This is a genomic window from Streptomyces sp. NPDC008238 (genome assembly GCF_042956445.1).
GTDB lineage: Bacteria > Actinomycetota > Actinomycetes > Streptomycetales > Streptomycetaceae > Actinacidiphila.
Genome location: NZ_JBIBGK010000001.1, coordinates 242,825 through 260,985 on the forward strand (window position 1 = coordinate 242,825; position 18,161 = coordinate 260,985).

General features: G+C 73.9%; 16 protein-coding genes. 6 read left to right on the forward strand and 10 right to left on the reverse strand.

The window, feature by feature from the left end; genetic code table 11:
• Positions 1–10: 10 nt before the first annotated feature.
• Entirely contained in the window at positions 11–1,237 is a 1,227-nt protein-coding gene (locus tag ACFZAU_RS01110; RefSeq protein WP_500550494.1) for a saccharopine dehydrogenase family protein, read from the forward strand.
• Positions 1,238–1,291: 54 nt separating this feature from the next.
• On the opposite strand, the gene tgmB is transcribed toward ACFZAU_RS01110, so the two are convergent.
• The 5 genes from tgmB to ACFZAU_RS01135 form a co-directional block, all read right to left on the reverse strand.
• A complete protein-coding gene (gene tgmB / locus ACFZAU_RS01115) occupies positions 1,292–2,215 on the reverse strand; it encodes an ATP-grasp ribosomal peptide maturase (protein ID WP_500550495.1) in 924 nt (307 codons plus the stop codon).
• Positions 2,216–2,229: 14 nt separating this feature from the next.
• Complete coding sequence (gene tgmA, locus ACFZAU_RS01120; protein ID WP_018562451.1) at positions 2,230–2,421, reverse strand: putative ATP-grasp-modified RiPP; 192 nt, start codon at positions 2,419–2,421, stop codon at positions 2,230–2,232.
• Positions 2,422–2,663: 242 nt separating this feature from the next.
• Entirely contained in the window at positions 2,664–4,151 is a 1,488-nt protein-coding gene (locus ACFZAU_RS01125) for a cryptochrome/photolyase family protein (RefSeq protein ID WP_500550496.1), read from the reverse strand.
• 164 nt (positions 4,152–4,315) lie between these two features.
• Positions 4,316–4,870 carry a GNAT family N-acetyltransferase gene (locus ACFZAU_RS01130; protein WP_500550497.1) on the reverse strand — a complete coding sequence of 185 codons (555 nt, stop codon included), beginning with the start codon at positions 4,868–4,870 and terminating at the stop codon, positions 4,316–4,318.
• Positions 4,867–5,772, reverse strand: a complete 906-nt coding sequence (locus tag ACFZAU_RS01135) for an amidohydrolase family protein (protein WP_500550498.1) — start codon at positions 5,770–5,772, stop codon at positions 4,867–4,869. The genes ACFZAU_RS01130 and ACFZAU_RS01135 overlap by 4 nt, the downstream gene beginning before the upstream one ends.
• 140 nt (positions 5,773–5,912) lie before the next feature.
• Between ACFZAU_RS01135 and ACFZAU_RS01140 the strand changes: the two genes are divergently transcribed.
• From ACFZAU_RS01140 to ACFZAU_RS01155, 4 genes are all read left to right on the forward strand, one after another.
• Positions 5,913–7,130 carry a CaiB/BaiF CoA transferase family protein gene (locus tag ACFZAU_RS01140; RefSeq protein ID WP_500550499.1) on the forward strand — a complete coding sequence of 406 codons (1,218 nt, stop codon included), beginning with the start codon at positions 5,913–5,915 and terminating at the stop codon, positions 7,128–7,130.
• A 30-nt stretch (positions 7,131–7,160) separates the two neighbouring features.
• Positions 7,161–8,303, forward strand: coding sequence for an acyl-CoA dehydrogenase family protein (locus ACFZAU_RS01145; protein ID WP_500550500.1), 1,143 nt, complete (start codon positions 7,161–7,163; stop codon positions 8,301–8,303).
• Between the two features lie 83 nt (positions 8,304–8,386).
• A complete protein-coding gene (locus ACFZAU_RS01150; protein ID WP_500550501.1) occupies positions 8,387–9,601 on the forward strand; it encodes an acetyl-CoA C-acetyltransferase in 1,215 nt (404 codons plus the stop codon).
• Between the two features lie 45 nt (positions 9,602–9,646).
• A complete protein-coding gene (locus tag ACFZAU_RS01155) occupies positions 9,647–11,830 on the forward strand; it encodes a 3-hydroxyacyl-CoA dehydrogenase NAD-binding domain-containing protein (RefSeq protein ID WP_500550502.1) in 2,184 nt (727 codons plus the stop codon).
• 50 nt (positions 11,831–11,880) lie between these two features.
• Here ACFZAU_RS01155 and ACFZAU_RS01160 read toward each other — a convergent pair whose 3' ends face one another.
• From ACFZAU_RS01160 to ACFZAU_RS01180, 5 genes are all read right to left on the reverse strand, one after another.
• A complete protein-coding gene (locus tag ACFZAU_RS01160; protein WP_500550503.1) occupies positions 11,881–12,657 on the reverse strand; it encodes a MerR family transcriptional regulator in 777 nt (258 codons plus the stop codon).
• Between the two features lie 317 nt (positions 12,658–12,974).
• The gene (locus ACFZAU_RS01165; protein ID WP_500550504.1) at positions 12,975–13,367 is read right to left on the reverse strand and encodes an STAS domain-containing protein; all 393 of its coding nucleotides are present in this window, start codon (positions 13,365–13,367) and stop codon (positions 12,975–12,977) included.
• Positions 13,364–14,461 (reverse strand): cobalamin B12-binding domain-containing protein, encoded by a 1,098-nt coding sequence (locus tag ACFZAU_RS01170; RefSeq protein WP_500550505.1) that lies wholly within the window; start codon positions 14,459–14,461, stop codon positions 13,364–13,366. Before ACFZAU_RS01170 ends, ACFZAU_RS01165 begins: the two co-directional genes overlap by 4 nt.
• Positions 14,458–16,050, reverse strand: a complete 1,593-nt coding sequence (locus ACFZAU_RS01175) for a PP2C family protein-serine/threonine phosphatase (protein WP_500550506.1) — start codon at positions 16,048–16,050, stop codon at positions 14,458–14,460. The genes ACFZAU_RS01170 and ACFZAU_RS01175 overlap by 4 nt, the downstream gene beginning before the upstream one ends.
• A gap of 230 nt (positions 16,051–16,280) precedes the next feature.
• A complete protein-coding gene (locus ACFZAU_RS01180) occupies positions 16,281–17,438 on the reverse strand; it encodes a PP2C family protein-serine/threonine phosphatase (RefSeq protein ID WP_500550507.1) in 1,158 nt (385 codons plus the stop codon).
• 136 nt (positions 17,439–17,574) lie between these two features.
• Here ACFZAU_RS01180 and ACFZAU_RS01185 point away from each other — a divergent pair, with 136 nt between their 5' ends.
• Positions 17,575–18,066, forward strand: coding sequence for a MarR family winged helix-turn-helix transcriptional regulator (locus ACFZAU_RS01185; protein WP_500550508.1), 492 nt, complete (start codon positions 17,575–17,577; stop codon positions 18,064–18,066).
• The last annotated feature ends 95 nt before the right edge of the window (positions 18,067–18,161 follow it).

Sequence of the window (18,161 nt, forward strand, 5' to 3'; positions counted from 1 at the left end):
GTTGTCAGCCATGCGTGTACTGCTCGTGGGAGCCGGCGGGGTGGGTACCGCCATCGCCCGGATCGCCGCCCGTCGCCCGTTCTTCGAGGCCATGGTCGTCGCCGACCGGGACCTCGTCCGCGCCGAGGCGGCCGTGGCGTCCGTGGCGTCCGCGGACGGCGGCGGCCGGTTCTCCGCCGCCCGCGTCGACGCCTCCGACCAGGCGGCGGTCGGCGCGCTGCTCGCCCAGGAGCGCTGCGACGTCCTGCTCAACGCCACCGACCCGCGCTTCGTGATGCCCCTGTTCGGCGCGGCCCTCGCCGCCGGCGCCGACTACCTGGACATGGCCATGTCGCTCTCCCGCCCGCATCCGGAGCGCCCCTACGAGGAGTGCGGGGTCAAGCTCGGCGACGCCCAGTTCGAGCGGGCCGCCGAATGGGAGCGGGCCGGCCGGCTGGCCCTGGTCGGCATGGGCGTGGAGCCGGGCCTCTCGGACGTCTTCGCCCGCTACGCCGCCGACGAACTGTTCGACGCGATCGAGGAGATCGGGGTGCGCGACGGGGCGAACCTGACCGTCGAGGGCCACGACTTCGCACCGTCGTTCAGCATCTGGACCACGATCGAGGAGTGCCTGAACCCGCCGGTGGTGTACGAGGCCGGACGCGGCTGGTTCACGACCCCGCCCTTCAGCGAGCCGGAGGTCTTCGACTTCCCCGAGGGCATCGGCCCCGTCGGTTGCGTGAACGTCGAGCACGAGGAGGTGCTGCTGATGCCGCGCTGGGTCGACGCGGGGCGCGTCACCTTCAAGTACGGCCTGGGGGAGGAGTTCATCGGCACGCTCAGGACCCTCCACCAGCTCGGCCTGGACCGCACCGAGCCCGTCCAGGTGCCGAGCGGCGGGGGATCCGTCCTGGTCAGCCCGCGGGACGTGGTGGCCGCCTGCCTGCCCGACCCGGCGACGCTGGGCGAGCGCATGCACGGCAAGACCTGCGCCGGCACGTGGGTGAAGGGGACGAAGGACGGCCGGGCGCGCGAGGTGTACCTGTACCACGTCGTCGACAACCAGTGGTCGATGCGCGAGTACGGCTCGCAGGCCGTCGTCTGGCAGACGGCCGTCAACCCCGTGGTGGCGCTGGAGTTGATGGCCGCGGGCACCTGGGCGGGCATCGGTGTCCTCGGCCCCGAGGCCTTCGCCCCGCGGCCGTTCCTCGACCTGCTGACCTCCTACGGCGCCCCGTGGGGCGTGCGCGAGTCCTGACGTGTGGTCAGCCGTCGGCAGGTGAGCCGGCCAGGTGATCTGTCGGCCGGGTGATCAGCCGGTCAGCCAGCCGGCGATGGCCGCGGTGATGGGCTGCCCCGTCGCCAGCTCGACGAAGCCGAACTGACCGCCCTGGTTGCACTCCAGGAACCACCAGGTCCCGTCGGTGTCCTCGGCGAAGTCGAAGGCGCCGTAGGCGAGTCCGGCCGCGGTCATGTACTCCCGCACCGAGCGCGCGATGCGCACCGGCGGCTGCACGGGTTCCCAGTCCACGTCCGCGGGGCTGCCGAAACGGCCGTCCACCTGGTCGGGACCGGACTTCTTGCGGGCCGCGAACAACTCCGTCCCGACACAGGTCAGGCGGATGTCGGCGGCCTTGGGTATGTACTGCTGCAGCAGCGTCGGCCCGGCCGCGACCGCGGAGAAGTCGGCGTCCGGGGCGACCAGCGTGGTCGGCAGCGCCATCGGCGGATCGCCCGGGTGCGTGCCGGAGACCGACTTGACGACCAGCTGCGGGTGCTGCTCGGCGAACTCCCGTGCCGCCTGCGGGAAGGTGGTGATGAGCGTGGCGGGGACCGCGAACCCCGAGTGGTGCGCGGTGAACAACTGCCACGGCTTGTAGCGGGCCTGCGTCGCGGCGGCCGGGTGGTTCATCCACCGGGCCCGGACGCAGCGCAGCGCCCCGTACAGTGCCGCGCCGGCCTCGGCGGTCAGCCACTCGGACTGCTCCACCGCGCCCGCGCCGGGTGTGCCGGGTCTTCGTATCCACAGGGAGCGCACGCTGTCCATGCTCACCATGCGCTCCTGGACCGAGAGGTACCCGCGTACGTCACCGCGTACGTACTCGGCCGACATGGACACCTCGCCGGGCAGGTCCGCAGGGTCCAGGCGGACCACCGGCGTCCCGCGGTCGTGCAGCGCGGCCACCACCAGGTCGGCTGTCACGTCCTCGGGAGAGGTGAGGATCAGGACGGTCATCGGGTTCGGGGTGCTCAGTCGTCGAAGTGCGTCTTGGAGCCGGCGGTGGAGACGGTGGCGGCCGTGGCGAGCAGCAGCGCGCGGTCGGTGATGACGGGGCGGCCGTCGGGGAGCACGTTCAGCTGCAGGGCGGAATCGTAGGTGTACGGCGCTACAAATGTTTCGGGTGTGGCCGGTCGGGCATGAATCAGCGCGAACGGTCGCATGGCTTCTCCTCACTTCTCCTGCGCGTCGGGCAGCAACCAGCTCCAGCGCCCAACTGCGGCCCTACGTATGAGACTCACGTGGTGCCCTGAACCGTTCCCTGTTACTGCTGTGACGCAGGTAACTATACGTGCCTGAAGTGCATCGGTTCGCTACGCAGAGTGACACGGTGACTCTCTTTCGTAGGTGTCGCCCGGGGGCACCTGTGTTCGGGTACCCGCTGCGCGGCCGAGGTTGCACTCCGTCACGGAGTTCGGCGCCCGCGCTCCTCCTCCAGCGCCAGCACCTCGGGCAGGTTCCCCAGCCGCTCCAGAGCCCGAACCGCCCTCGCCGTACGGTGGTTGGCGGCGAGCAGATCGCGGTGCCGGTGCACGAAGGACCAGTAGCCGGTCGTGTACGGGCAGGCGCGCTCGCCCGTCCGTTCGGCGGGCCGGTAGGCGCAGCCGTCGCACAGGTCGCTCATGCGGTGGATGTAGGCGCCCGCCGAGGTGTACGGCTTGGTCGTCATCAGCCCGCCGTCCGCGTACTGGGACATCCCGACCACGTTCGGCGCCATCACCCAGTCGTGGCCGTCGACGAAGCATCGGTGGAACCAGTCCGTCAACTCCGCCGGGTCCCAGCCCTGTTGGAGTGCGTGGCTGCCCAGCACCATCAGCCGGGGGATGTGGTGGGTCCAGCCCGTGTCCCGGACCTGGGCCAGCACCGTCGACAGGCAGCGGGCCCGCACCGCGTCCGCGTCCAGTTCCAGGAACCACCGCGGCAGTCGCGTGTGGTGATCCAGCGCGTTGCGCTGCCGGTAGTCCGCGCCGAAGTGCCAGTAGACCTGCTGCACGTACTCCCGCCATCCGGCGACCTGCCGGACGAAGCCCTCCACGCTGTTCAGCGGCGCCTCACCGCTGCGCAGGGCGCGTTCCGCCCGCTCGACGCACTCGGCGGGGTGCAACAGCCCCAGGTTCAGGGGGGCGGAGAGCAGGCTGTGGCTCATCACCGGGTCCCCGGCCAGCATCGCGTCCTCGTACCGGCCGAAATCCGGCAACCGGTGCGCCACGAAGGCGCGCAGCGCCGCCAGCGCCTCGTGCCGGGTCGCGGGGAACAGCCGCGGGCCGTCGCGTCCGACGAAGCGGACCAGGCCCTCGCGCTCCCAGCGGTCCAGGTCGCGCCGGACCTCCTCGTCGATCTCGTCCTCGCGCGGCCGCCACGGCGGCGGCACCCCGAGGTCGTCCCGGTCGCGCGGCGGCGGCTCCCGGTTGTCGTGGTCCAGGTTCCAGCGGCCGCCCGCCGGTTCGCCGCCGTCCATCAGCAGGTCGTGGGACCGGCGCACCCAGCGGTAGAAGTCCTCCAGCAGCAGGCGTCCGCCGCGGCGCCCTTCGAGCCAGCCGGCGAAGTCCTCGCGCGACACCAGGAATCCCCGGTCCGGCAGGACCTCGACCTGGTCCAGCCCCTCCACCAGGCGCAGCGCGGCCCGCGAGGCCGGCCGGGACACTGTCACCCGCGCGTCGCCGACCGCCTCGCGCAGCCCCTCGCGGTAGGTCGCGGCCCGCACGTAGCGCACCCTGTCGCCGAGTTCCGCCGCCCGGTGCCGCATCGCCGACAGCACGAGGTGTGCCTTGGCGCGGTGCGAGCGGCGCCGGGCGAACGCCGAGCGTGCCTCGATCATCACCACGGGGACGCCGCGGCCGAGGAAGTGCGGCCCCAACTGGTCGCCGAAGAGCCAGTGCGGACGTGGCGCCATAAGGGGTACCTCCGGGGCGTGTGCGGCGGGACGTAACGGGATGTTCCGGGCGGGGACATCCTTCATCACGCCGGCGGCCGGCGCCCGCAACGGCGCCCGTGGCGGCCCGCCGGTGTCGCCGTACCGTGCCCTACCCCGCACCCTCCTCCGTGCGCCCGGGCCGGTCAGCCCCGTGCGGCGCCGGAAGGCGGGGTGACGTCGCGCCGCCAGCGGGTCTCGCCGTCCACGACGACGGACGTGGGCGCCAGGCCCGCGGCGGCCGCGACCGCCCCGGAAGCCCCGTGCTCCGGGTGGACGTGGGCGATCACGTGGCCGACCGGGAGCGTCGTGAGCCATCTGACCAGGGCGACGGCCGCCTCGGTGGCGATGCCGCGGCCCTGCCACGGCGTGCCGACCACCCAGGCGACCTCCGCGACCGTGCCGTCAGGGGTGTCCCACCCCACCGTGGCCTGCACGGTGCCGGCGAGGCGGCCGTCCTCGCGGAGCCGGAGCACCCAGTTCCACCAGGAGACCGCGGGGTCCCCTGAGCCGGCGACCAGGCGCGTGTAGCGGGCGCGCAGGCCCGGCGCGTCGTACGGGGTGCCGCCGGTGAACTCGTGGAGCCCGGGGTCGGAGAGCACGTCGGCCATCTCCTCCGCGTGCTCCACCCGCAGCGGTTCGAGCAGCAGCCGCGGCGTGGTGATCGCCTCCGGCCCCGCGGGCCGCCCGGGCGGCATCATCGCGGCATCCCGAAGAGGCGTACGGCGTTGCCGTGCAGGACGCCCCGCGTCCACGCGTCGCCCAGCTCCAGCCGCGTCAGCGCCCGCAGCGCGTGCAGGTACGCGTACGGGATGTTGGGGAAGTCGCTGCCGAACAGCACGCGTTCGCCGAGGTCGGCCAGCCGCTTGCGCTCCGGGGGCGGGAAGGGCGCGGCGGCCTCGCTGAAGTCCGTGAACGCCATCGTGGTGTCCAGGTGCACGCCCTCGTACCGCTCGGCGAGGTCCAGGAACGCCCCGTACTCGGGCATGCCCATGTGCGCGACGACCAGCCGCAGCCGGGGGTGCCGGGCCAGCAGCCGGGCGATCGGGCCGGGACCCGTGTGCCGGCCGGGGACGGGACCCGAGCCGCAGTGGGTGACGACGGGGACGCCGGCGTCTGCGAGCAGCCCCCAGACGGGGTCGAGCAGCGGGTTGTTGGGGTCGAAGGCCCCCACCTGCACGTGGCACTTGAAGACCCGGGCGCCGGCCTCCAGGGCCTGCCGGACGTAGCCGGGCGCCTCCGGCTCCGGGAAGAAGGTCGCCGTGTGCAGGCAGTCGGGCGTCCGGGCGGCGAAGTCCGCGGCCCAGGCGTTCAGCCAGGCGGCCATCGCCGGCTTGTGCGGGTAGAGCATCGAGGTGAAGGCGCGAACCCCGTACGCCCGCAGCGTGGCCACCCGCTCCTCCTCGCCGGTGCGGTACGCGATCGGCCACGGCCGGCCCGTGAGCGGGCCGGCGGAGTCGAAGTACGCCCAGACCTTGGCGAGCACGCGGTCCGGCATGAAGTGCGTGTGCACGTCCACGATCCCCGGCAGGCCCAGGCCCTGCCAGAGCTCCCTCACCCGTACGGCGTCGTCCGGCGGGCCTGCGTCCGTCACCTCTGCCACTGTGCCTCCTCCATGGTGGTGATCCTCACACGAACCGCGGCCCGCCGGGGCTGCGGCCCTTGTCAACGGCATCGCGCATCCATAGCATCGCCAGTGTTACAGCAATACTGTCATGCTCGCCGTGAAGCCGGAGGCCCCCGATGACCGAGGCGCGAACGCGACCGCGGGAGGCGTCCGAGGCGTCCACCGCGGGCGGGCCGCTCACCGGTGTGCGCGTGGTGGAACTGGCCGGGGTCGGCCCAGCCCCGTTCGCCGCCATGCTCCTCGGCGACCTCGGCGCCGACGTCGTCCGCGTCGACCGGCCCGGCGGCTCCCGGCTCGGCATCGACCCGGCGCACGACGTCACCAACCGCAACAAGCGCTCCGTGGTAGCCGACCTCAAGAGCGAGGAGGGCGTACGGCTGGTCCTGGACCTGGCCGCCCGCGCCGACGTCCTGCTGGAGGGCAACCGCCCCGGCGTCGCCGAACGTCTGGGCGTCGGCCCGGCCGACTGCCACGCCCGCAACCCCCGCCTCGTCTACGGCCGCATGACCGGCTGGGGCCAGGACGGGCCGCTCGCCCCGCGCGCCGGGCACGACATCGGCTACATCGCCGTCGCCGGGGCCCTCGGGATGATCGGCCCCGGCGACGGACCGCCCGCGATCCCGGCCAACCTGCTCGGCGACTACGCCGGGGGCTCCCTCTACCTGGTCACCGGGGTGCTCGCCGCCCTGCACCACGCCCGGACCACCGGCACAGGCCAGGTCGTCGACGCGGCGATCGTCGACGGTGTCGCCCACCTCGGCGCGATGATCCGCGGCATGGCCGCCGCCGGCGGCTGGCAGGACCGGCGGGGCGTCAACCTGCTGGACGGCGGCTGCCCCTACTACGCCGTCTACGAGACGGCCGACGGCGGATGGATGGCCGTCGGCGCCCTGGAGCCCGCCTTCTACGCCGAGTTCGCCCGGTTGCTCGGCCTCCCCGAGGACGCGCCGGACCGGGGCGACCTCGGACGCTGGGACGAACTGCGCGCGGTGATCGCGGCCCGCTTCAGGTCCCGTACCCGCCAGGAGTGGACGGAGGTCTTCGAGGGCAGCGACGCCTGCACGGCGCCGGTGCTGTCGCTGGCCGAGGCCGCGGCCCATCCCCACCTGGCGGCCCGCGGCACCTTCGCCGGCCCCGGCGGCGTCACCCAGCCCGCCCCCGCCCCGCGCTTCTCCGTCACCCCCGGCGCGCTGCGGCGACCGCCCGCCCTGCCCGGCGCGCACACCGCGGAGGTCGCCCGCGACTGGGACCTCCCGGTGCCGCGGGCGGTCGCGCCCGCCGCCGCGACGCCCGTCACCTCCCTCGTCGAGCGGGCCGCGGACCGGCTCCCGTAGCCGGGCCAGCGGCGGAAGGCAGGCACCAGCATGCAGCGCGAGCTCTTCACGGCCGAGCACGAGGCGTTCCGGGCTACCGTCAGGGCCTTCCTGGCCAAGGAGGTGCTGCCGCACCACGAGCGCTGGGAGAAGGCCGGCATCGTCGACCGGGAGGCCTGGCTCGCCGCCGGCCGCCAGGGCCTGCTCGGCCCCGCGGTGCCCGAGGAGTACGGCGGCGGGGGCAACGACGACTTCCGCCACGCGGTCGTGCTGGCCGAGGAGTTCGCCCGCGCCGGTGCGCACGGGCTCGCCCTGGGCCTGCACAACGACATCGTCGGCCCCTACCTGACGGGACTGGCCACCGAGGAGCAGAAGCGGCGCTGGCTGCCGGGATTCTGCAGCGGCGAGACCATCACGGCCATCGCCATGACCGAACCCGGCGCCGGCTCCGACCTGCAGGGCATCCGCACCACCGCCACGGACGCGGGCGACGCCTGGATACTCGACGGCTCCAAGACCTTCATCTCCAACGGGATCCTCGCCGACCTCGTGGTGGTCGTCGCCCGCACCACCCCCGAGGGCGGTGCGCGCGGGCTGAGCCTGCTCGTGGTGGAACGCGGCATGCCCGGCTTCGAGCGCGGCCGCAACCTCGACAAGATCGGCCAGAAGGCCCAGGACACCGCCGAACTCTTCTTCCACCAGGTGCGGGTGCCCAAGGAGAACCTGCTGGGCACCGAGAACCAGGCCTTCCTCCACCTCATGGCCAACCTCGCCCAGGAGCGGCTCACCATCGCCATTGCCGCGGCGGCCGCCGCCGAGCACCTGCTGGAGCTCACCACCACCTACGTCAAGCAGCGCGAGGCCTTCGGCCGGCCGCTCGCCCGGCTGCAGCACGTACGGTTCGAGATCGCCGAGATGGCCACCGAATGCGCCGTCACCCGCACCTTCGTCGACCGCTGCGTGGGCGAGCACACGGCGGGCCGCCTCGACGCGGTCCACGCGTCGATGGCCAAATGGTGGGCGACGGAACTGCAGAAGCGGGTCACCGACCGCTGCCTGCAACTGCACGGCGGCTACGGCTACATGCGCGAGTTCCCGATCGCCAGGGCCTTCACCGACGGGCGCGTCCAGACCATCTACGGCGGTACCACGGAGATCATGAAGGAGATCATCGGCCGTTCGCTGCTCGGCTGACCACCGCGGCCCCGTCCCGCCCCACCCCACAGACCCACCCGGACCCTGCCCACACCGGCACCCTCACCGAAAGGCACCCGACGTTGAGCACCGACGCCTACGTCTACGAGGCCATCCGCACCCCGCGCGGGCGCGGCAAGGCCAACGGCTCCCTGCACGGCACCAAGCCCATCGACCTGGTCACCGGGCTCATCGACGAACTGCGCCGCCGCCTGCCCGGCCTGGACCCGGCCGCGATCGACGACATCGTGCTCGGCGTCGTCACCCCGATCGGCGACCAGGGCTCCGACATCGCCAAGACCGCCGCCATCGCCGCCGGGCTGCCCGAGACCGTGGCCGGCGTCCAGGAGAACCGCTTCTGCGCCTCCGGTCTGGAGGCCGTCAACATGGCCGCCGCCAAGGTCCGTTCCGGCTGGGAGGACCTCGTCCTCGCGGGCGGTGTCGAGTCGATGTCCCGCGTCGCGATGGGCTCCGACGGCGGCGCCTGGGCCATGGACCCGATGACCAGCTACACCACGGGTTTCGTGCCGCAGGGCGTCGGGGCCGACCTCATCGCCACCATCGAGGGCCTCAGCCGCCACGACGTCGACACCTACGCCGCCGAGTCGCAGGCCCGCGCCGTCGAGGCGTGGAAGGAGGGCCGCTTCGACCGCTCCGTCGTCCCCGTCCTCGACCGCAACGGCCTGGTCGTCCTCGACCGCGACGAGCACATCCGCCCCGGCACCACCGCCGAGAGCCTGGCCGGGCTCAAGCCGTCCTTCGCCACGATCGGCGAGGCGGGCGGTTTCGACGCCGTCGCGCTGCAGAAGTACCACTGGATCGAGCGGATCGACCACGTCCACCACGCGGGCAACTCGTCCGGCATCGTGGACGGCGCCGCCCTGGTGGCCATCGGCAACCGCGAGACGGGGGAGCGCTACGGACTGACCCCGCGCGCCCGCATCGTCTCCGCCGCGGTGTCCGGCTCGGACCCCACCATCATGCTCACCGGCCCCGCCCCCGCCTGCCGCAAGGCACTCGCCAAGGCCGGGCTGACCGTCGACGACATCGACCTCGTCGAGATCAACGAGGCCTTCGCCGCCGTCGTCCTGCGCTTCATGCGCGAGATGGGCCTGAGCCACGACAAGGTCAACGTCAACGGCGGCGCCATCGCGCTCGGCCACCCCCTCGGTGCCACCGGCGCCATGATCCTGGGCACCCTGGTCGACGAACTGGAGCGCCGCGACCAGCGGTACGGACTCGCCACGCTGTGCGTCGGCGGCGGCATGGGCATCGCCACCGTCGTCGAACGCCTCTGACACCCCCGTCCCGTCCCGCTTCACCCGCTACGGAGCCGACCGAACATGAGCGCACTTCCGACGAACACCACCATCCGCTGGGAACAGGACGAGACCGGGGTCGTCACGCTCGTCCTCGACGACCCGAACCAGTCCGCGAACACCATGAACCAGGCCTTCAGGGAGTCCCTGCGGGCCGTCGCCGACCGCCTGGAGGCGGAACGCGACGCCGTCCGCGGCGTCATCGTCACCTCCGCGAAGAAGACCTTCTTCGCGGGCGGCGACCTCAAGGACATGATCAAGGCGGGTCCCGAGGACGCCCCGCAGATCTTCGAGGCCGGCACGGGCATGAAGCGCGACCTGCGCCGCATCGAGACCCTCGGCAAGCCCGTCGTCGCCGCGATCAACGGCGCCGCCCTCGGCGGCGGTTACGAGATCGCGCTCGCCTGCCACCACCGGGTCGCGCTCGACGCCCCCGGCTCGAAGATCGGGCTCCCCGAGGCGACGCTCGGCCTGCTCCCCGGCGGCGGCGGGGTGGTCCGCACGGTGCGGCTGCTCGGCATCACCGACGCGCTGCTGAAGGTGCTGCTGCAGGGCAACCAGTACGAGCCGCGGCGCGCCCTGGAGAACGGCCTGGTCCACGAGGTCGCGACCGACCGCGACGACATGCTCGCCAAGGCGCACGCCTTCATCGACGCCCACCCCGAGTCCGCGCAGCCCTGGGACGTCAAGGGCCACCGCATCCCCGGCGGCACCCCCAGCACCCCCGCGTTCGCCGCCAACCTGCCCGCCTTCCCGGCGAACCTGCGCAAGCAGCTCGCCGGCGCCCCCTACCCGGCGCAGCGCAACATCCTGGCCACCGCCGTGGAGAGCGCCCAGGTCGACGTCGACACCGCCTTCGCCATCGAGGCCCGCTACTTCACCGAGCTGGTGACCGGCCCGATCGCGAAGAACATGATCCAGGCCTTCTTCTTCGACATGCAGGCCGTCAACTCCGGAGCCAGCCGCCCCAAGGACGTCCCGGCCCGCACCGTCACCAAGGTGGCCGTGCTCGGCGCCGGCATGATGGGCGCCGGCATCGCCTACTCCTGCGCCAGGGCCGGCATCGAGGTCGTCCTGAAGGACGTCAGCGCCGAGGCGGCGGAGCGCGGCAAGGCGTACTCCGCGGGCCTCCTCGACAAGGCCCTGGCCCGGGGCCGCACCACCCAGGACAAGCGGGACGAACTGCTCGCCCGGATCCACCCCACCGCCGACCCGCAGGACCTGGCGGGCTGCGACGCCGTCATCGAGGCGGTCTTCGAGGACCCCGCCCTGAAGCACAAGGTCTTCCAGGAGATCGAGGGCGTCGTCGCCCCCGACGCCCTGCTGTGCTCCAACACCTCCACCCTGCCCATCACGCTCCTCGCGGAGGGCGTGCAGCGCCGCGAGGACTTCATCGGCCTGCACTTCTTCTCGCCGGTCGACAAGATGCCGCTGGTCGAGATCATCAAGGGCGCCCGCACCGGCGACGAGGCGATCGCCCGCGCCTTCGACCTGGTCCGGCAGATCCGCAAGACCCCGATCGTCGTCAACGACTCGCGCGGCTTCTTCACCTCGCGCGTCATCGGGCACTTCATCAACGAGGGCGTCGCGATGGTCGGCGAGGGCGTCGACCCCGCCACCGTGGAGCAGGCCGCCGCCCAGGCCGGCTACCCGGCCAAGGTGCTCTCCCTGATGGACGAGCTGACGCTCACCCTGCCCCGGAAGATCCGCGAGGAGTCGCGGCGGGCGGTGGAGGAGGCCGGGGGCAGTTGGCGGCCGCACCCCGCCGACGCCGTCGTCGACCGCATGGTCGAGGAGTTCGGACGCACCGGACGCAGCGGCGGCGCCGGCTTCTACGACTACACGGACGGCAAGCGGGCCGGCCTGTGGCCCGGACTGCGCGAGCACTTCACCGAGCCGGAGGCGGCGGCCGTACCCTTCGAGGACCTCAAGGAGCGCATGCTCTTCGTCGAGGCCCTGGACTCCGTGCGCTGCCTGGAGGAGGGCGTCCTCACCTCCGTCGCCGACGCCAACATCGGCTCCGTCCTGGGCATCGGCTTCCCCGCCTGGACCGGTGGCGTCCTGCAGTACGTCAACGGCTACCCCGGTGGCCCAGCCGGCTTCCTCGCCCGCGCCGAGCAGTTGAGGGCCGCCTACGGGGAGCGCTTCGCGGCACCGGAGCTGCTGGTGCGCAAGGCCGAGCGGGGCGAGACCTTCACCGACGGCTGACCCGACCGACCGGCGCCGCGGCCCCCGCACCGGGGGCCGCGGCGCCGCCGTCACTCCTCGCCGCGCCCCCGGTCGCCGAGCCCGGCGGCCGTGGCCCGCAGCTCCTCGGCGAGCGACCGCTGGAAGGCCGTGACCAGGGCCTGGACGACCATCGGCTGCAGGTCGTCGGTGAGCCCGCGCATCCGGGCCCGCTCCTCCGGCGCCGGGCGCCCGGCCACGTACGGTTGCCAGACCTCCTGCTGGAACAGCCGATGCAGCTCGTGGGCGACCGCGCGGGCGTGCTTCAGCACGATCTCCCGGGTGGCGAGCAGCGTCTCCAGCGGGATCGGCACGTCCAGCAGGCGCACGCCCAGGTGCAGCAGCGCCGGATTCACCAGCAGCACCCTGGGGTCCGTGGTGGGGTGCAGCACGCCCATGGCCGCGAGCCGGTCCAGGTCGCCTCCGCTCAGCGGCCGGCCCGCCCGCTGCTCCAGCCCTTCACGGGCCAGTTCCTCCGCGGCGTCCGGCATCCACGTCGCCACCAGCGCCCGGTGCAGCGCGAGGTCCTCGGGGGTGATGTCGGCGGGCAGTTGGTCCAGGTAGCGGCCGATCGCGGCGAGCGTCAGGCCCTGCCGCTGCAGCTCCTCGATCAGCGCCAGCCGGGCGAGGTGGTCGGGACCGTACAGACCGATGCGGCGGGTGCCCAGTTCGGGCGGCGGCAGCAGGCCCTTGGCGCTGTAGAAGCGGATCGTGCGGACCGTCGTACCGGACCGTGCCGCCAGCTCGTCCACCGTCAGGCGCGGCTCCTCGGCCGCCGGCGCGGTCTGCCGGGCGGGGGACTGCGTCATGCGCCGGATCTCGCTCTCTGCCTCGCCGCGCTGGTCATGACACCAGTATGACCGGTCGGGGTCCTCAGCCGGGGCCGCGCGGGCCCGGAGGCGGCGCCCGACGACCGTGCGCCGGTCCCGTGCGGCTGTGCCTCCGGGGCACGTGTGCCGCCGTCGGCGATGCACGGACGGTGCGGCGTGATCCCGCGGCGGCCGGCGGGCGGTGCCGGGACGACCCGGCGAGGCTGTCGAACTCGGGTCGCGTGCCGCGCCCGTCGCGGAAGCCGGTCGACGACACGCGTGCGGCGTGATCCCGTGAGGGTCGTCGGACGTGGGGCTCAGGACTCCGCGGGGCGGCGGGAGTGGGGGTCGGCGTCGAGGGCGGCCGCGAAGTGCGCCGCGAGGCCCGTGACCTTGACGACCCGCAGCAACTGCGGCGGCAGGGAGGTCAGCCGCAGGGCCGTGCCCGCGGCCGACGTCCTGCGCAGGGCGACGATCAGCGCGGACAGGCCCGAGGAGTCGCACACGGCGACCCCGGACAGATCGAGGACCAGCTCCGCGGGCGCGTCGCCGGGGGAGAGTTCGCCCGACACGGCGTCCAGCAGGTCCGGCGCGGTCTCGTGGTCGAGGTCCCCGGTGACGCGGAGGACCACGGTGCCCGGGCCGGTGCCGGTGCCGGGGCCGGGGCGCTCGGTCGTCAGGTGCAGGGGTGGCAGGTGCGAGTGCGTCATGCGGTGTTCGCCGGCCGCTCCGGGCCGGTCACCTCCTCCGTCCCTCGGATCGCGGCGACGCCCGACGCGATGAGCGCGAGCGCCCGGGGGAAGTCACGCAGGCTCGTGGCCATCAGCTCCAGGCTCACGGTCAGCGCGGTCGCCGGAACCCCGCGGGCCGCGAGGATCCGCGCGGTCCAGACGAGGAAGTCCCCGAACAGCTCCGCGTCGTCGACGTACAGCGCGGCCGCCAGATGGTCGGCGATGTGGCCCAGGTCCTCGGCGGTGCGGTCGAGTTGGTGCCCGGTGTACGAGCGGCTCGCCGGGAGGACGCCGGGCAGCGCTTCCATGGTCCCGGCGACGAGCCGGGACCTGGCCCGTACCACCAGGGTGTACTCGTCGTCGGCGAGGTGGGCGAGGGTCTCGTGCGGCTGCCGCATCTGCGGCGGCCAGGCCGACGCCAGCCGGTCTGCCGCGTCCGGGGCCGACGCCGCCCAGGCGTCCGCGCCGAGCCGGAACGCGTACCGGCCGTCGCGGCCGAAGCCCCGGCCGCCCGCCAGCACCGCCACGCCCGCCGCCTGGCAGGCGGTGATCGTGGCGTGCGCCTTGGGCAGCCGTACGCTGAGCGACGAACTCAGCGCCACGGCGTCGGGGCCGGTCTCGTGCAGGTGCGCCACCAGGTGCCGGGCCGGCACGTGGGCGCCCAGGAAGTCGACGTGCCAGCCGCGCAGCCGCAGCGTCTCGGCGACGAGCCGCGCCGGCATGGTGTGCCACTCGCCGTCCACGCAGGCGACCACCACGCGGCCCAGCGGCGGCGAGGCACGCCGGTCCGGCGGGCCGCCGGTGAGGGCGGCGACGGCGCGCTCGCTGATCGCGGTCGCGGCGTGCTCCTGGCCGACGGTGATCCGGCCGGCCGCCCACTCCCTGCCGATCCGCCGCTGCGCCGGGGCGACGACCTCCTGCAGTATGCGCTCCGGCCGGAGTCCGTCGCCGACGGCCGCCTCGACGACGGCCACGGCCGCGTACTCGTCGCCGTCCGCGATGGCGGCGAACAGGGCGCCGGCCCGGTCCTCGGCCGGGCCGGCGGCGGCCCGGTGGGTGTTCACGGTGCTCATCCCGTGAACCTGCCCGGTCCGTGGCCGTTCACCGCGCTCAGGTGGGTGCCGCGCGGGGCGGCCATGCCGACCAGCGCGATGTCGTCGTGCGGGCCGTCGGCGAGCCACTCGGTGGTGCGCATCTCCACGTGTTCGACGAGGGCCTCCACCGGCATGCCGACGCAGCCGGCCACGGTCGTCTTCAGCCGCTCCGAGCCGAAGAACTCACGGCCCGTCACCCCGCCGCGGGCCTCGGTGACGCCGTCCGAGTAGAGCAGGCAGCTCTCGCCGGGCTGCAGCACGGTGGTGAAGGTGGTGGCCCGTACGTCCGGCACCGCGCCGATGAGGGTGCCGGAGGTGTCGGCCTCCTCCACCTCGCCGGAGGCGCGCAGGATGAGCGGGGCCGGATGCCCGCCCGCGGTCAGCCGCAGCCGCACCTGGCCGTGGCCGAGCGGGGTGACGCCCGCCAGCACCATGGTGGCGAAGCGCGCGTGGGCGGTGTTGAGGAGCGCGTGGTTGAGCAGCGTCAGCAGCCGTACGTGGTCGGTCTCGACCAGCCGCAGGGCGCTGAGGGTGTTGCGGATCCTGCCGGTGAGGACGGCCGCCTCCAGGCCCTTGCCGCACACGTCCCCGAGCACCACGGTGCTCTCGCCGTCGGAGTCCTCGGCGGGGTAGGCGTCGTAGAAGTCCCCGCCGACGCGGAGCGTCTCGCGGGACGGCCGGTAGGAGCCGGCGACCTCGGTGCCCTTGATGGGCTTGAGGAGCGGCGGCAGCAGGTCCTCCTGGAGCACGGCGGCACTGCGCGCCTGTTCGGTGTAGAGGACGGACGCGGAGATCGCGGCTCCGGCCCGGGCGGCGAAGACCCGGGCGAAGGTCTCCTCCTCGACGGTGAACGGCCCGCCGGAGCGGCGCATCAGGACGAGGGCGCCCGAGGGGACCCCGTTGCCCGGGAGCGGGGTCACCAGCAGCGACTCCGGCGTGCCGAAGTCCTCGGGGAGCAGCCAGTCCGGTGCCTGCGCGGGATCGATCCAGCGGGACGGCACCGGGGGGAAGCCGGCCAGGGCCTCGGCCAGCCCGGGAACTTCGGCGGGGTCGGCGGACAGGCACCACTCCTCCACGCCGGTGCGGTCCCCGACCGCCCGGGTCAGCCGGAGCCCCCGCCGGTCGGGCGGGGTGATGACCACCGCGGCGTCGGCGAGCCGGGTGGCGGCGAGTTCGGCCGTCGCGGCCAGGCACTTGCGCAGGTTGAGGGAGGAGAGCAGCCGGGCGGACGCCTCGGCGAGGAACTCCGTGTGCTCGTGGGCGAGTCGCAGTTCCCGGTCGGTGCTGCGGGCGTCCGTGACGTCGGTGAGGTACCAGGCGTGGTGCCCGCCCGGGAGGTCGGCGCGGCGCGCGGTCACCTGCCGGCCCCCCACGCCGCCGTGGGCGGTGGGGGCACCGGAGGCGTCCGCGGCCGTCAGCCACGCCGGGGCGGTGCCGGCGAGCGGACGGCCGGCCACGACCTGCGGGGCCCAGGAGGTGACGACGGCGTTCACGGCACGTATCACCCCGGCACGGTCGCACACCACGACGGCGGTCTCGGTCAGGGAATCGATCAGCGCGCGCAGCACCCGCAGTCCGACCCGAGCGGAGGTGCCTGACCCCTGCTCTCGAACCACTGAGGAGCGCGGAGGCGGGAGAGACGTCACAATGCGGTAGCAGCAAGGCCGGGGCCGTGTGGGACCGTCGGGCTCGCTCCGGTCACCCTCTCGTACCTGGACGAAGGTTGGCTGGGCAAACAGTTGCCCTTCGGCAAGAGTCTTCCCCATCGCCCCTCACCAGGCAAGCTCCACCCTGCGGTTCACCGCCAGTCCAGGCACACCACCAGGGCGTCGTCCTCCGCCTCCGGCAGGACGCGGTGGCCCGGCAGTTCACCCAGGATCGCGCGCGGGACGTCCGCGGCCGGGAGCAGCCGGGTGGCCAGCGCCGCACGGGACAGCGCCCGTTCGCCGTACGTCTCGCCGCCGGGTGAGGCGGTCGCGTACACGCCGTCGCTGACCACCAGGAGCCGGTCCCCGGAGCGGACCTCGAAGGGCTGCGGGACGTAGGGGGTGTCCTCGAACATGCCCAGCGGCGACTGCGCCTCGAAGCCGATCCGCTCCACCGCCGAGCCGCGCAGCCGGTACACGCGCGGCGACCCGGCCTCGACCACCTCGGCCGCGCCGGTCACCAGGTCGAAGCGCATCAGCAGCACCGAGACGTACTGCTCGCCCCGGTGGCGGGCGTAGACGGCCTGGTCGGCCAGCATGGCCTGGTCGGCGAGGGGGACGCCGGCGCGCCGTGCGTTGCGCAGGGCGTTCACGGTGAGGCTGGTCAGCAGGGCGGCCTCGATGCCCTGCCCCATGCCGTTGGTGACGGACAGCGTGAGGTCCGTCGCGGAGGCCGACCAGTCGAAGTTGTCGCCGTGGATGTCGTAGGCGGGCTCCAGCTGGGCGCCGAGGGCGTACTCGGGCCGGGCGCAGGCCCGTCCGGGCAGCAGTTCCCACTGCACCTCGGCGGCGAGGGTGAGCCGGTCCCGGCGCCGGGCGCGCAGGTAGCGGTCGGTGTCCCGGTCGGCGACGAGGAGGTGGTGGCCGAGGATCTCGGCGACCTCGCCGAGGTCGCGCACCTCCTCGGGCGCGGGCTCACCGGGGAGTGTGACGCTGAGCACGCCGATCCGGTCGCCGCGCACGCTCACCGGCAGGTGGAGGCGTACGCCGCCGTCGCCCGCCGGCTCGGCGAACGGCTGCTGGGATCCGAAGGCCCGGCCCTCGGGCGTCGCCGCGAGGGGTACGGCGGCCTCCGCGGACTCGGGGGCGGAGACCGGCTGGAGCGCCGCCAGGCCGTAGTCGGCGAGCAGGACCTCCACGGAGCGGGCCGCGCAGTGGGTGCGCAGGACGTCCGCGAGGGCGGCGGGCAGGGCGTGCGGGGGCGCCGCGCGCAGGGCGCGTTCGGCGGCGAGCGGGGTGTGTCGGTTCACCGGGGTGTGACGGTCCTTCTGGGTCGGTGGGCGGGTCGGTTAGCGTGGTGGCGCGCGGTTTGGCGCGCCCTGTCCTGTCTTCGTCTACCCGCTCGCCGGCGGTATCCCGCGGGCGGCACGCCGTGAGGAGGGTCTCTTGCCCGCCACCGCCGGATCGCAGCGGGACGCCGCCGTGGACGCGGCGTCGTCCGTGGTCGAGGCACTCGAGGTGCTGTGGGGCCGCGGCAGGGACGCGGGGGATCCTCCCGTGCCGCCCTCGCAGCTGCGCCTGCTGTTCGCGCTGGAGGGCAACGAGGGGATCAACCTGCGGACGTTGTGCGACGTGCTGGGCGCCGGGCCGCCCGCGGTGAGCCGGCTCTGCGACCGCCTCCAGGCGGTGGGGTACCTCACCCGGGACACCAGCCCCACCTCGCGCCGTGAGGTGTGCCTGTGGCTCACCCCGCGCGGTGTCGCCTTCCTCGCCCAGCTGCGGGAACGCCGCGAGCGGGAACTGTCGACGGTCGTGGCGGCGATGCCCGAACGGGCCCGGCGCGCGCTGCTGGAGGGGCTGACCGCGTTCTGTTCGGCCGCCGAGTCGACGGGGCTCGGTGCCGTGCCGGCTGCCGGGGAGCACAGTCACACCGCGTAGCCGACCGGGACGTGCTGACGGCGTCCGGACACGTTGGCGTGCGGGCGGCCCTTCGTGCAATTGTTGCGTTCGACTACTGTTGCCAAACGGCAATG

Bases quoted from the DNA above. Each gene is read 5' to 3' on its own strand.
- ACFZAU_RS01110 (WP_500550494.1), top strand. From the start codon at position 11: ATGCGTGTACTGCTCGTGGGAGCCGGCGGGGTGGGTACCGCCATCGCC.
- tgmB (WP_500550495.1), bottom strand. From the start codon at position 2,215: ATGACCGTCCTGATCCTCACCTCTCCCGAGGACGTGACAGCCGACCTG.
- tgmA (WP_018562451.1), bottom strand. From the start codon at position 2,421: ATGCGACCGTTCGCGCTGATTCATGCCCGACCGGCCACACCCGAAACA.
- ACFZAU_RS01125 (WP_500550496.1), bottom strand. From the start codon at position 4,151: ATGGCGCCACGTCCGCACTGGCTCTTCGGCGACCAGTTGGGGCCGCAC.
- ACFZAU_RS01130 (WP_500550497.1), bottom strand. From the start codon at position 4,870: ATGATGCCGCCCGGGCGGCCCGCGGGGCCGGAGGCGATCACCACGCCG.
- ACFZAU_RS01140 (WP_500550499.1), top strand. From the start codon at position 5,913: ATGACCGAGGCGCGAACGCGACCGCGGGAGGCGTCCGAGGCGTCCACC.
- ACFZAU_RS01145 (WP_500550500.1), top strand. From the start codon at position 7,161: ATGCAGCGCGAGCTCTTCACGGCCGAGCACGAGGCGTTCCGGGCTACC.
- ACFZAU_RS01155 (WP_500550502.1), top strand. From the start codon at position 9,647: ATGAGCGCACTTCCGACGAACACCACCATCCGCTGGGAACAGGACGAG.
- ACFZAU_RS01160 (WP_500550503.1), bottom strand. From the start codon at position 12,657: ATGACGCAGTCCCCCGCCCGGCAGACCGCGCCGGCGGCCGAGGAGCCG.
- ACFZAU_RS01165 (WP_500550504.1), bottom strand. From the start codon at position 13,367: ATGACGCACTCGCACCTGCCACCCCTGCACCTGACGACCGAGCGCCCC.
- ACFZAU_RS01170 (WP_500550505.1), bottom strand. From the start codon at position 14,461: ATGAGCACCGTGAACACCCACCGGGCCGCCGCCGGCCCGGCCGAGGAC.